The organism is Rubellimicrobium aerolatum, from assembly GCF_017872975.1.
Lineage (GTDB): Bacteria > Pseudomonadota > Alphaproteobacteria > Rhodobacterales > Rhodobacteraceae > Rubellimicrobium > Rubellimicrobium aerolatum.
This window is the reverse complement of record NZ_JAGGJP010000012.1, coordinates 1-12,815: the sequence shown is the minus strand read 5'-3', so window position 1 is coordinate 12,815 and position 12,815 is coordinate 1. Positions and strand designations below refer to the sequence as shown.

10 protein-coding genes and 1 pseudogene are annotated in these 12,815 nt (G+C 74.3%); 6 read left to right on the top strand and 5 right to left on the bottom strand.

The window, feature by feature from the left end; all coding sequences use genetic code 11:
- Positions 1-134: 134 nt before the first annotated feature.
- The 3 genes from J2Z33_RS13140 to J2Z33_RS13130 are packed head-to-tail and all read right to left on the bottom strand — an operon-like array spanning position 135 to position 3,434.
- Positions 135-1,277, bottom strand: coding sequence for a glycosyltransferase family 4 protein (locus tag J2Z33_RS13140; RefSeq protein WP_209841784.1), 1,143 nt, complete (start codon positions 1,275-1,277; stop codon positions 135-137).
- Complete coding sequence (locus J2Z33_RS13135) at positions 1,274-2,236, bottom strand: glycosyltransferase (RefSeq protein WP_209841782.1); 963 nt, start codon at positions 2,234-2,236, stop codon at positions 1,274-1,276. Before J2Z33_RS13135 ends, J2Z33_RS13140 begins: the two co-directional genes overlap by 4 nt.
- A 46-nt stretch (positions 2,237-2,282) precedes the next feature.
- Positions 2,283-3,434 (bottom strand): polysaccharide biosynthesis/export family protein, encoded by a 1,152-nt coding sequence (locus tag J2Z33_RS13130; protein WP_209841779.1) that lies wholly within the window; start codon positions 3,432-3,434, stop codon positions 2,283-2,285.
- Positions 3,435-3,787: 353 nt separating this feature from the next.
- Between J2Z33_RS13130 and J2Z33_RS18830 the strand changes: the two genes are divergently transcribed.
- The gene (locus J2Z33_RS18830) at positions 3,788-5,152 is read left to right on the top strand and encodes an O-antigen ligase family protein (protein ID WP_209841778.1); all 1,365 of its coding nucleotides are present in this window, start codon (positions 3,788-3,790) and stop codon (positions 5,150-5,152) included.
- Position 5,153: 1 nt separating this feature from the next.
- Here the strand turns inward: J2Z33_RS18830 and J2Z33_RS13120 are convergent, their stop codons facing one another.
- Positions 5,154-5,780, bottom strand: coding sequence for a NeuD/PglB/VioB family sugar acetyltransferase (locus J2Z33_RS13120; RefSeq protein WP_245218837.1), 627 nt, complete (start codon positions 5,778-5,780; stop codon positions 5,154-5,156).
- Between the two features lie 645 nt (positions 5,781-6,425).
- On the opposite strand from J2Z33_RS13120, the gene J2Z33_RS13115 reads away from it, so the two are divergent.
- Positions 6,426-7,181: a LuxR C-terminal-related transcriptional regulator gene (locus tag J2Z33_RS13115; protein WP_209841776.1), complete on the top strand. Its 756-nt coding sequence runs from the start codon at positions 6,426-6,428 to the stop codon at positions 7,179-7,181.
- A 138-nt stretch (positions 7,182-7,319) separates the two neighbouring features.
- Here the strand turns inward: J2Z33_RS13115 and J2Z33_RS13110 are convergent, their stop codons facing one another.
- Positions 7,320-8,231, bottom strand: coding sequence for a LysR family transcriptional regulator ArgP (locus tag J2Z33_RS13110; protein ID WP_209841774.1), 912 nt, complete (start codon positions 8,229-8,231; stop codon positions 7,320-7,322).
- Between the two features lie 73 nt (positions 8,232-8,304).
- On the opposite strand from J2Z33_RS13110, the gene J2Z33_RS13105 reads away from it, so the two are divergent.
- From J2Z33_RS13105 to J2Z33_RS13090, 4 genes and pseudogenes are all read left to right on the top strand, one after another.
- Positions 8,305-8,931 (top strand): LysE/ArgO family amino acid transporter, encoded by a 627-nt coding sequence (locus J2Z33_RS13105; protein ID WP_209841772.1) that lies wholly within the window; start codon positions 8,305-8,307, stop codon positions 8,929-8,931.
- A gap of 351 nt (positions 8,932-9,282) precedes the next feature.
- Positions 9,283-11,421 carry a putative bifunctional diguanylate cyclase/phosphodiesterase gene (locus tag J2Z33_RS13100; RefSeq protein ID WP_209841769.1) on the top strand — a complete coding sequence of 713 codons (2,139 nt, stop codon included), beginning with the start codon at positions 9,283-9,285 and terminating at the stop codon, positions 11,419-11,421.
- Between the two features lie 136 nt (positions 11,422-11,557).
- The gene (locus J2Z33_RS13095; RefSeq protein WP_209841767.1) at positions 11,558-11,857 is read left to right on the top strand and encodes a hypothetical protein; all 300 of its coding nucleotides are present in this window, start codon (positions 11,558-11,560) and stop codon (positions 11,855-11,857) included.
- Positions 11,858-11,916: 59 nt separating this feature from the next.
- Positions 11,917-12,815: pseudogene (locus tag J2Z33_RS13090) on the top strand (hypothetical protein); the annotation flags it as partial.

The window sequence follows — 12,815 nt, the reverse complement described above, 5'->3', positions numbered from 1 at the left end:
GCCGGCAAAGGGTTCGGCTTGGCGCGGCAGGGGACCTGTCATGGCCGGTCTGTCCTTCCTCTTGCGACGCTGGGCCCGGCATCCGTGCCCACCGCGTCAGGTCCTGACTGCCCCGGCTTGACCGGGCCGGCAACTCAGCCACCCGGCGAGGGGTGCATCCTTTCGGCGTAGCCGGCGCGCCGCCGCCGCAGGAGGTCGCGGTAGAGCGCCAGCGCCCGCCCGCCCACCGCCTCGGGCGCGTTCGGCCCCTCGGCCCAGGCCCGGGCCCGTCGCGCCATCTCCTCGCGGGCGCCGGCGTCCCCGGCCATCCGCAGGATCGTCGCCGCCATCGCCGCCGCGTCGCCGGGCGGCACCACCAGCCCCATCCCCTGCCCCTCGACCGTCGCGCCCAGCTCGCCCACGTCGGTCGCGATGGCCGGCAGCCCGAAGGCCGCCGCGACGTTCAGAACGCCGCTCTGCGACGCCTCGGCGTAGGGCAGCGCGATGGCGTCGGCCCCGAGGAACAGCTCGGCCACCTCGCGGTCCTCGATGAAGCGGCTGCGGATGTCGTAGCGGCCGGGGTCGCCCATCAGCCCCCGCAGCTCCCAGGGATCGTCGCCCCGGCCGGCGATCACGATGCGGAGCCCCGGAAGCCGGTCGCCCAGCGCCGCCTCGGCGCGCAGCAGCAGGTCCAGCCCCTTGTAGGCGAAGATGCGCCCGAACAGCAGGAGGGTGAAGCCCTCGCCCCGCAGCGCCGGCGCCAGCCCCTCGGCCCGCGCGAGGTCGGCGTAGCGGGTGATCGCCGGATGCGACAGCACGTGGATCTCGCCCAGCGGCCGCCCGAATCGCTCCGCCGCCTTGCGGCGCAGCCCCTCGCCGTGCACCACCAGCGCGTCCGACTGCCGCACCGCCAGGGTGGTGGCCCAGGCCGGCAGGGCCTTGGTGTCGCGGTCGCCCGGATGGACCTCCACGTCGTGCACCGTCGTCACGATCGGGATGCCCCGCCAGAACGGCAACGCGAGGTTCAGCCACAGGATGTTGTTGCTGAGGAGGTGGATCACGTCCGGCCCCTCGCGCCGGACCAGCCGGACGACCGACGCCAGGAAGCGCAGGTTCCCCGGGCTGCTGTGCCGGGGCCAGTCCAGGAGCCGCAGGTCCACCCGGGGATCGACCCATCGCGCCAGCCGGGCATACTGCCGCCGAGGCACGCAGAGCACCACCTCGGCGTGCCGCGCCAGCCCGTTCGCGTAGGTGATGGCATAGTCCTCCAGCTCCGAGACCAGCAGCAGGACCTTCATGGCCGGCCCTCCCGCGCGGCGCGGGCCGGGGGCGGTTCCCCGGCCCCCAGTTCCGCGACGATCCGCGCGGTGTCGCGGACGCGGCGCGGCAGCGACGGCTCCCCCCCGAAGCGCAGCCCGTCCAGCCCGAGCCGCAACCGCCGGCCGATCCCCGCGCCCTCCAGCCGCGCCCGAGCGACCTTGTGGGGGAAGTGGTCCCCCAGCGACAGCCGGGACGGCAGGCCGCGGCCGGCCAGGAACCCGTTGGTGGCGGCCACGGTCGCCTCCCAATGCGCCATCCGCCGGCGCAGCATGGGGGCGTCGTCCGCCGCCCGGTACCAGTTGTTCGCGTGGAGCCGGTAGAAGCCCAGGCTGTCGGGCAGCGCCGCGACCCGGCCCAGGAAGGGATGGATCCCCACCAGCCAGGCATCCGCCGAGATGCGGAACGCCTCGGGGATCGGCCCCGCCTCCTCCCAGGCCGAGCGGCGCACCGCAACCGCCGAGGTCATCGGGAAGGGCCACCACCCCGCCGACCGCTCCATCCGGCGGCGCAGGTCCCCCCGGCAGAGCGTGCGCGGGATCGGCCGCAGCGCGGGCCGGCCGTCCGGGCCCACGGGCTGGAGCCGGTGATAGGCCAGGGCCGCGCCCGGATCGGCCCGGAACGCCGCCACCACCGCCGCCACCTTGGACGGCGCCCACCAGTCGTCGGCGTCGAGGAAGCACAGGATCTCGCCCCGGCTGGCGCGGACCCCGGCGTTGATCGCGCCCGCCTGCCCGGCGTTGCGCTGCCGCACGACCGTCGCGCGCCCCTCGTAGCGGTCCAGCACCGCGCCCGATCCGTCGGTCGAGCCGTCGTCCACGACGACCACCTCCACCCCGAATCCATCGCCTTGCTGCGCCAGCGCGCTGTCGATCGCCGTCCCGACGAAGGCGGCGTAGTTGAAGTTGTTGACGACGACGCTGACGAGGGGGGACGGCATGGCACTTCCTGCGATGGGGGCGGCGAACGGGGGCGGCGGGGCCGCGTCAGCCTTCGGGGGTTCGGGTCAGGCCGACATCGAGCACGTCGCCCGGCAGGATCGCCGTCTCCATGTCGGCCCGGATCTCCTCCGATCCCTCGGGCCCGACGCGGTGGATCACGGCCTCGGGGGTCGCGCGCTCGCGCCGGGCCTCCCCGTCCAGCGTCACGCCCAGCACCAGGAGCCGGTCGCGCATCGCCCCGATCTCCGAGGTGATCCGCGCCCGCTCCAGCAGGGCGGCGCGCAGCTCCTCGCGCAGGGTGATCGTCCGCTCCATCTCGGCGGCGGCGAGCTCGTGCTCGGTGTCGGCGCGGGCCTGCCGCGCGCGCGCCGCGAAGGCCTGGTTCTCCAGCAGGTCGCGCGAAAGCTGGGACGCCTCGCGCTGGAGCTCCTGGAGCTGGGACCGCGGCATGACCCCGCGCTCGACCAGCGACCGCGCGGTTTCCAGCTCCTCCTGCTGGATGCGCCGCTCGTCCTCCTGGAGGTCGGCCTGCCGCTCCAGGATGTCGATCTCCGAGGCCACCAGCTCCAGCGCCGTCCGCAGGTGCGCCCGGTTCGCCTCCCGCTCCGCGAGGCGAGACGACAGCAGGTCCATGTCCAGAGACAGCAGCGTCTCGGCCTCGGCAGGCGGCACGAGGCCGGGCTCCACGGGATCGGCCTCCGTTCCCGGGCCCAGCTCCGCCCGCAGCCGGGCGATCTGGCCGTCCACCTGCAGCAACTGGTAGGAGCCGAACCGCATCCGCGCCCGCAGGTCGTCGAGATCCGCCGCCGTCACCGGCAGCGCCCCCGCCCCGATGTCGAGCCCGCCCGCCAGGATGATGGCATGGCGGACGGTCAGGCCCGGCTCGAAGGGGATGGCGCCCGGCCGGGCCACCGCGCCGCCGACATAGAGGGGCCGGTAGGTCGCGAACTCCACGAGGACGGTGGGCGCGCGGATGATCCCCTGCGCCTTCAGCGCGTCCTCCACCTTGACGCGCACCTCGGTCAGGCCCTCGCCCGCCACCGCGACCTCGCCGATCCGGGGGAGCATGATGGTCCCGTCCACGCCCACCGGCGCCTCCCGCCCGAGCTGGGCGTCCTCCAGGACCGACACACGCAGCACGTCGCCCGGCTGGATCGTCGCGGCGGCCCGCGCGGCCGTCCCGACGGCCAGGAGCATCGCCGCCAGGGCCAGGGAACCGGCAACGGCGCGGCCCCTCCGCAGGATCCAGGCCCAGGGCCACGTGACGCGACTGCGCTGCAATGCCGGCTCCGCTCCCTGTCGCCCAGGGTCGCGGCGGAACGCGCCCGACCCGTCGCGGAATATCCACGCGAAAACCCGTCCCGGCTCAATGCCCCATTCGCGCCGGGCCGGGGCCGGGCCGGGGCCGAAGGGGGAAGCCACCCGCCATTCGGGGGGCCTCCCTCCTCCGAACGGCGTAGGGCCGCCCCGGACGGAGCGGTTCCGCCCGGCGCCGGGCCGGGCCATGGTCGCGCGACTCCGGCCCCCGGACCCCCAGACGAAGGCCCATCGTGCCGAGCGACGCTTCCCTTCCCGGGACCCTTGGTGCCGGCCGTCCCCTGCCCCGCGCCCCCTCGCGCGGCGGTCCGGCGCGGACGCGCGACGCGGGCCGCTCGGCCGCGCCGGACCGCCTGGAATGGTGGGGGGCCGGCCTCGCCCTCCTCCTCCAGTCCGGCGCGCTGTTCCCGCTCCTGCTCTCCTCGTCCGATGGCAGCATCGACGACCACGCCCGCTCGCTGCTGCGTCTCGTCTCCCTCTCGGCCTCGGCCCTCGCCCTCGCCCTCCTCGCGCGCCACCTGCGCGATCTCGCGCGGGCGCTGTCGCGCGCCCTCCACGTCGTCGGGCTCCTCCTGCTGCCCTTCGTGTCGGTGATCTGGTCGGTCGCGCCCTCGGCCACGCTCAAGTCGGGCCTGGGTCTGGCGCTCGGCATGGCGGTGCCCTTGCTGATCGCGCTCCGCTTCTCGCCCCGCCAGTTCCTGCTGCTGGCGGCGGCGGTGCTGGGCTCCTCCATGGTCCTCAGCCTCCTGCTCGCCGGGGCCATGCCCGGGCTGGCCTTCATGCCCGGCGAATCGGAGCTGCGGGGCATCTACCTCCACAAGAACGTCCTCGGCTGGGCGGCGGGCCTGTGCAGCATCGTCGCCATCGCCCTCATGCGCGACGCGGAAGGGCGCGTGGCCCGCCTCGGCGCCCCCCTCCTCGCGGCCAGCCTCCTGTGCCTCCTGCTGTCGGGCTCGGCCACGGGGCTCCTGTCCGTCGCCTTCGGCCTGGGGATCGAGTCCTTCTACAAGGCCATGGCCCGGCGGCGCGGCCTCGGCCGCTTCGTCGTGGTGCTCCTCTTCGCGCAGGTCGTCGGGCTGATCCTCATCTTCCTTGGCAGCTTCCTGCTCCCCATGCTCGAGGCGCTGGGCAAGGACGCCACGCTGACCGGCCGGGTGCCCCTCTGGGACCTCGTGGACGAGGAGATCGGCCGCCACCTCCTCCTCGGCTTCGGCTACCAGGGCTTCTGGACCGAGGGGAACGTCGCCGCCTGGAACATCTGGTCCCTGGTCGGCTGGCAGGCCCCCCATTCCCACAACGGCTACCGCGAGACGCTGCTGAGCTTCGGCCTGCTCGGTCTCGTCCTCCTCGCCGTCCTGCTGGCGGTGGCGCTGCGGCAGGGCGTCCGGCTCCACCTCGCCCGGCCCCAGGACCAGTGGCTCTGGCTCAACGTCCTCGCCGGGGTGTTCCTGGTGATGAACCTGACCGAGAGCCTGTTCCTCGACGCCGGGGCCTTCCCCTGGACGCTGTTCGCGACGGCGGTGCTCCTGTTCGCGGTGCGCCATCCGGGCCTGCGCGTCCGTCCGGCGGGCCTGCCCCGCCTCGGCCGACCGGCGTGACCTAGCGCAGGACGCGCGCCGGGTTCCCGACGACGGTCGCGCCCGGGGGCACGTCCCGCAGCACGTTCGCCCCCATGCCGACCAGCGCCCCCTCCCCGACCGTCACGCCGTTCTTCAGGCGGCTGCCGCTGCCCAGGTAGCAGCCCGGCCCGACCCGGACATGGCCGGCGACGATGACCCCGGTCCCGACCAGCGTGAAATCCCCCACTTCCGAATCGTGATGGACCACGCTCTGCGGCAGGACGATCACGTGCCGGCCGACGACGCCGTTCGACACGACCTGCGCCCCCGCGAGGAGGACCGACCCGGCCCCGATCCGCGCCAGCCGCGACACCTCGGCCCTTGGGTGCACGACCGTGGCGAAGCGGGCCTCCGGCAGCCCCAGCCGCCCGATGATCGCGGCGCGGTGCCGGTAGGACCTCTCGGACCCGATCAGGCAAAGGACCCGCGCCTCGGGAAAGCGCCCGAGCGCCGCGACCGGAAGGACCGGCACCCCCTCGAAGTCGCGCCCGTGCAGTCCGGCGTTGTCGTCGAGGAAGGCCACGACGCGGAACGACGCCTCGATCGCTGAAAGCGCGTCGAGGGCATTGCCGCTGAATCCGACCACGACCAGATCCGGCTTGGTCAATTCCATCTCCTTGAGGTCGCGGGGTCCGGCGGCGCCCGGAACGAAGACCGGAACGACGCGCCGATCCTCGCCAGGCACGGCGCCCTTGTCCATTGCATTTCCGGTTCCGTCGCCCGCCCGGAAATCCGCCCTGCCGGCGCGGGAAATGGCGCCGATGGGGCACCTCCGCCCCGCCGCGACCCGCCCTCATCCTCCCGCTGCACGGCGCGGGGGTCCGCCAGCTATCCCACACAACCTAAAGTAGATAAGATGTCCTAATTGTGTCAGCAATTTGTTTGATGCTTGACTTCACGGAGGCGTCAGGTGCACATTTCAAACAGGCGACCAGGATTGGATAAGGAGCCGTCCTTTCGACGCAAAGTCCGATGGAGCATTCCGCGTGACGTGGAATGCCGATCATTCAAGTCAAGTGCCGTGTTCATCCTTGGTGCGACCGGTGGCTCGATTGTTGTAGATCGAACGAAGTGCGCGGCGATTGCCGCGACCCTGCTGGGGCAAGGGTTCGGAAGCGGCGGTGGCGATCCGGGTCGTCCAGGGCTCGTCGGGGGGAAGTTTCGATCATGGGGACCTGCCCCATCGTCCAGGCCATCGGGGCGCCGCAGGAATGCTCGCTCCTCAAGCGCAAGGAACCGTGAAGTGAGTAACATGAACGCCAAGTTGTTCGGCGGACTGGCCCGCAGCGACGGCGCGAAGGCCAGCGTGGTTGTCGCCCGGCCGGCCCCGCCCCCGGCGGCCGTCGAGGAGGCCATCGCCGTCGCCGTCATCGACCCCCGGACGCTCGACCGGGAATGCCTGGTGCGGACGATCTCCTCGTCCTCCGCGGGCGTGGTCGCGACCGGCTACGGCTCCGTCGAGGCCTGGCTCCAGTCCGGCGACGTGCCGCCGGCCAAGATCATCCTCTACCGCATCGGCGGGAGCGCCGTCGGCGACCCCGGCATCGCCGACGGGTTGCAGCGCCTCGTCCGCGAGGCGGGCTCGACCCCCGTCATGGTCGTCGGCGACTCCGAGGACGTGCGCGAGATGATCGCCGCCTTCGACCATGGCGCCCGCGGCTACATCCCCTCCTCCGTGGGCCTGGAGACCATCGTCGAGGCCACCCGCCTGTCGCTGGCCAACGGCGTCTTCCTGCCCATGACCAGCCTCCACGCCCTGAGGAGCGCCTTCGTCAGCGCCCCCAAGCAACCCCAGGCCGAGCAGTTCGGCCAGTTCACCGAACGTCAGCTCGCCGTCTGCGAGGCGCTGCGCCGGGGCAAGTCCAACAAGACCATCGCCTACGAGCTCAACCTCTGCGAGAGCACGGTCAAGGTCCACATCCGCAGCATCATGAAGAAGCTGCACGCCTCGAACCGGACGGAAGCGGCCTTCAAGCTGAACGCCGTCTGCTTCGGCAGCGAGGGCTGATCCGCCCCACGCAAGGCCGCGAACGACAACGCCCGGGCGGGCCTCGCCCGGGTGCTTCCCTGTCCCCTTCCCGGCAGGCCCTCCGTCCGGGCCACGAGTCGGCCAAACCGCCGGCAAGCCCGACCGCGGGGCCCATCCTCAACCTCCCCGGCCCGATCCCCCCGACGGCTCCAGCCGCCGCCGCGCCTCCGCCCCCACCTCGCGCGTCAGCGCATCCAGGAGCCGCGCTCCCAGCCGCGCGTGCTGCCAGTGCAGTTCCACGTCGAGCGGCCGCCCCGGCACAAGCTCCACCAGCCGCCCCGCCTTGAGGTGCGGCGCCGCCAGCGCCAGCGGGTTCATCGCCCATCCGAGCCCCGCGAGGCTCGCGTCGAGGAACCCCTGGGTCGAGGGCACCCAATGCGTCGGCCCGGTCGCCGCCCCGCCAAGGGCCTCGCGCAGCCAGCGCGCCTGCAACCCGTCCCGGCGATCGAACCGCAGCACCGGCGCCCGCGCCAGGGCCGCCGGATCGACCCCCGCCGCGAAATGCCGCCGCGCGAATTCCGGGCTCGCCACCGCCACGTAGCGCAGCGCGCCCAGCGGCCGGGTGCGGCAGCCCGGCACCGGCGCGGGGTCCGCCGTCACCGCCGCCAGCACCTCGCCCGACCGCAGCCGCTCCGCCGTGTGGTCCTCGCCATCGAGCACGAGGTCCAGCAGGGCCCCCGTCGCCTCCGCGAACCGGGCGACGGCGGGCAGGAACCAGCTCCCCAGCGAATCGGCGTTCACCGCCACCCGCAGCGTCGCCGGCCCGCCGCCCTCCAGCCCCGGCAGCCCGGCCGCCAGTTCCCCCTCCAGAAGCCGCACCCGCTCCACATGGGCGCAGAGCCGCGCGCCCGCCTCGGTCGGCACCGGCGGCTGGCTCCGCACGACCAGCGTGGCCCCGACCCGCTCCTCCAGCGCCCGGACCCGCTGCGACACCGCCGAGGGCGTCACCCCCAGCACGACGGCGGCCTTGTCGAAGCCGCCCTCCCGCACCACGGCGGCCAGCGCCGCGAGCGACGGATAGTCGAGCATGGATTAGCCCGCCTTCATCCTCATTAGCATCCTGAACTGGCCTACACCGCCCGGATGCGTCAGGACAGCGCCCATGACGCCACCGCCCGCCTTCCTCACCGGCTTCGCCCTGTCCGCCGGGCTCATCGTCGCCATCGGCTCGCAGAACGCCTTCGTCCTGCGCCAGGGCCTCCGGCGCGAGCACGTCGCCCCGATCGTCGCCTTCTGCGCCTTGGCCGACCTCGCGCTCATCGCGGCGGGGGTCGCGGGCCTGGGCGCGGCGCTCGGCCGCCGGCCGGGGCTCGTGCCGCTCCTCGCCGTCGGCGGGGCCGCCTTCCTCGGCTGGTATGGGCTCGCCGCCCTCCGCCGCGCCCTGCGCCCCGACGCGCTCCGCGCCGACCGCGCCGGAACGGCGCTCCCCCTCGGGGCCGCGCTGGCGCAGGTGGCGGCCTTCACCTTCCTCAACCCCCATGTCTATCTCGACACCGTGCTCCTCGTGGGCTCGGTCGGCGCGGCGCAGCCGGCCGGCGCGCAGGGGTCCTTCGTCGCCGGGGCGGGCCTCGCCAGCGCCGCCTGGTTCGCCGCGCTGGGCTTCGGCGCGCGCCTCCTCGCCCCGCTCTTCGCCCGCCCCCTCGCGTGGCGCCTGCTCGACCTCGCGGTGGGCGCGACCATGCTCCTCCTCGCCGCCGGCCTCCTGCGCCACGCGGCGGCCCTTGCCTGAGCCCCCTCGCGCCCGCCGGGGCGGATCGCGACGCGCCGGAACCCGCTCCGTCGCGGGCGCGCCCCGGGTCCGACGGCGACGGGCACCGCGGGCCCGCCCGCCCCATGCGGAGGCCTTTCATCATATCGACCGATTCGCGCCATCATCCTTACCATTCCTTAGCTATTTTGCGGGATGGTGGACGCGACGGCCGATGTCCGGCCGCCGCAACGCAAGGGGATTTCGCAGGATGCCGCCGACCGCGATCCAGGGCTGCCATCGCCGCGCCCGGCTCCGCCGGTCCCCGTTCCCGGGGACGGGGGCCTCGTCGCGCGTCCATCGCCCCCTCGCCCGCCGACGGGGCGGCCCGGCATGACCGCCCTGCACCGGCTCCCCGACCGCATCTCCGCCGTCATCCTCGGGACGACGCTGCTGTTCCTGGCGACGACCGTCGTGTCGGTCGTCTGGATGGCCAGCGCGCTGAACCGGCAGGCGCTCGACCAGTCGCAGGTGCAGGTCCAGGTCGCGCGCGACGACCTCCTGGGCCGGGTCCGGCTGCTGACCATCGACTACACCAAGTGGGACGAGGCCGATGCCGCCGTGCGGGGCGCCGACCGGACCTGGATCTTCGACTACATCGGGTCGGCCGCCATGATGGGCCGGACGTTCCAGCTCGCCGTGGTCTGGGGCGGCGCCCTCCCGCGGGACCTGGGCTGGACCACCGGCGGCGGCACGGCGGCGCGGCCGGGCCTCCTGCCCGCCGCCCTCCTCGCCGGGGCCGAGGGGCGGCTGGCGCGCGACGCCGCCGAGACGGCGGAGTTCTTCGCCTGGCGCGGGGGGGAGCTGTTCGCGATGGGCACCTCCCGCTTCGAGCCGGTCGAGCACGCCCACCTCTTCCCCGAGGCGGACCGCCGCTCGGGCCAGCTCATGCTCGGCCTGCGCGTGGGCCCGGCGCTCATGGCCGATCTCGCGCACAGCCTCCTGCTGACCGGGGTGGCGCTCGTGGCGGACCGTCCCACGGACCGGCCCGCCGTGGCGCTGCCCGGTCTCCACGGCACGCCGGCCGCCTACCTGACCTGGAGCGCGCCCCGCCCCGGCACCCGCCTGCTCTGGCGGATGCTGCCGCTCCTGGCGCTGGTCGCCCTGGCGGCGACGGCCCTGGCCCTGATCGGAACTCGCCTCACCCGGCGCAACGCGCAGGGCCTCGTCCTGGCCGAACGGCGGGCCTCGCTCGCCGCCCGGACCGACGCGCTGACCGGCCTGCCCAACCGCGCCGCCTTCGGCGAGCTGCTGGACCCCTCGGCCCGCGCGGGCGAACGGGCGGTCCTCTTCCTCGACGTCAACGACTTCAAGCGCATCAACGACAGCATCGGCCACGAGGCCGGCGACCGCGTCCTCCTCGTCCTGGCCGAACGGCTGGCCGACCTCGCCGGACCCGATCGCATCCTGGCCCGCACCGCCGGGGACGAGTTCGCCTTCGTGCTGCGCGGCCCGGACGCGGGGGCCCAGGCGCAGGCCCTGGCCGAAAGGGCGCTCCTCGCCCTGGAGCCGGCCATCGAGGTGCTGGGCCACCGGATGCAGGTCGCCGTGGCGATGGGCTATGCCGTGCAGGCCGACGACGCCCTGCAAGGCCCGGACCTCCTGCGGCAGGCCGACCTCGCCATGGACGAGGCCAAGCGCCAGCGCGGCCGCGCGACCCCCGTGGCCTTCAGCGCCATCATCGGGCAGGCGGCGCGCGACGCCCTCGCCATCGAGCAGGGCCTCCGCGAGGCGCTGCGGAACCCGGGGGAGCTGTCGATCGCCTACCAGCCCATCGTCGGTCGGACCGGCCGGCTGGAGCGCGCCGAGGCGCTGGCCCGCTGGACCTCGCCCCGGCTCGGCTCCGTGCCGCCGGGCCGCTTCATCGCCGTGGCCGAGCAGGCGGGCCTGATCGTGGAGCTTGGCCGCAGGCTCTTCCATCTCGTCTGCGACGATCTCGCCGCGCACCCGGCCCTGCGGGTGAGCCTGAACGTCTCGACCCTCCAGCTGATGGCCCCGGACTTCATCCCCAGTCTCGTGGACGAGCTTCGGGCGCGCGGCATCCCGCCCGCCCGCATCGAGATCGAGCTCACGGAGGCCGTCGTCGTGGACGATCCCCGCCTCGCCGCGCAGCGCGTCGAGGAGCTGCGCGAGGCGGGGTTCTCCATCGCGCTGGACGACTTCGGCACCGGCTACTCCTCCGTCGGCTACCTGGAGCAGTTCCGCTTCGACACGCTCAAGATCGACCGCTCCTTCGTGGCGCGGGTCCACCGCTCGGCCGGCGGGATGGCGGTCGTGGACGGCATGATCCGCATGGCGCACGGCCTCGACCTGCGCGTGGTCTGCGAGGGCATCGAATCGGCCCGCGACCTCGACCTCCTGCGGGAGCTGGGCTCGGACCTGGCGCAGGGTTACCACCTCGACCAGCCCCTGCCCATCGACGAGCTGGTGTCGCGCTGGCTCGATCCCGAGCCGGGCTCGGCCGCCGCCTGACGCCGGTCGCCCGGCCATCGGCCCCGACTCGCGCGCGCCCTCCGCGACGGCGCCCCGGTCTCCCGCGATCGACGACGGATGAAGGAACTTCGCGGGCGTTCATCCGGCCTTAACTCCCGGCGGCTAGACTGGCGGCATGAGAATCGCAATCCTGTCGGGAGGACTCGCCATCGCCGCCGCAACCTGCCTCGCCCTCGTCCCCCTGGGACTCGCGCCGCACCGGACCGCAAGCGGCCCGATGCTGGTCGTCGCATCCCCGCTGGGCGGCGGCGCGGCGGCGCGGGTCGCAGCCGCCGGCGGACGGCTGATCGGTCCGGCCTCGACGTCCTGGGCCGTGCTCGCGACCGGCACGACGCCCGAGGCGCTCCAGGCCGCCGGCGCATGGATGATCCTGGACCCGGCAGCGATCGCCGCGATCTGCGGAGGTGGACAATGACGAACGAACCGACGACCGCGAACCCTGGGGAGCCGGCGGACGGCTCCGGCAGGACAGCGATGGCGACCGCGGTCGCGACCTGGGCCGCGCCCGTCGCGCCGGCGGCGGCCCTGCTGACGGGCGGGCCGTTCGGCGGGGTGGCGGCGGCGGCGGCGCTCTTTCTCGGCCTGGCGCTCGCCGCGCGCCGGCTGGAGCCCCGCGAACGGTCGCTGCTCCTGGCCATGGCCCTGATCGGCCACTGCATCGCGCTGACGGCCGCCCTCGCCGGCCATCCCTGGCAGATCGACGCGCACATGGTCTTCTTCGCCATGCTGGCCATCGTCGCCACCATGGGGAGCATCCCGGCCCTCCTGCTGGCCTGCGCCGTCACGGCCGTCCATCACCTGTCGCTGTCGATCCTCCTCCCCGCCCTGGTCTATCCGGCGGCAGGCCTGGGCGTCGCCCTCGAACGGACGGCGCTCCACGCCGTCGTCGTCGTGTTCGAGGCCGCGGTGCTCGCCTGGTTCATCCGCTCGACCGAGGCGGCCGGCGCGGAGCTCGCGGCCCGCCGCGCGGAGCTGGCGCGGAGCGCGGAGGCCTCGAACGAGCTGCGCCAAGCCGCCGAGGATGCGCGCGCGCGCGCGGAGGACCTTGCCGAGCGCACCCGACGGGATGGCGAGGCCGCGGCGGGGGTCTTCGACGCGGTGCTCTCCCGCTTCGCCGCGGGCGACCTGACCGCGCGGGTCGAGGCGGATGTGCCCCCGGCCTACCAGCCCACCAAGCGCAGCCTCAACTCCGGGCTCGTCCACCTGCGCGAGGCGATCTCCGCCATCCGGTCCGGCGGGGACGGGGTCCGTTCGGCCAGCGACGACATCCTGTCCTCGGCCGAGGATCTGTCCCGTCGGACGGAGACGCAGGCGGCGAACCTGGAGGAGACGGCGGCGGCGGTGGAGCAGATCACGGCGACGGTTCGGGCGGC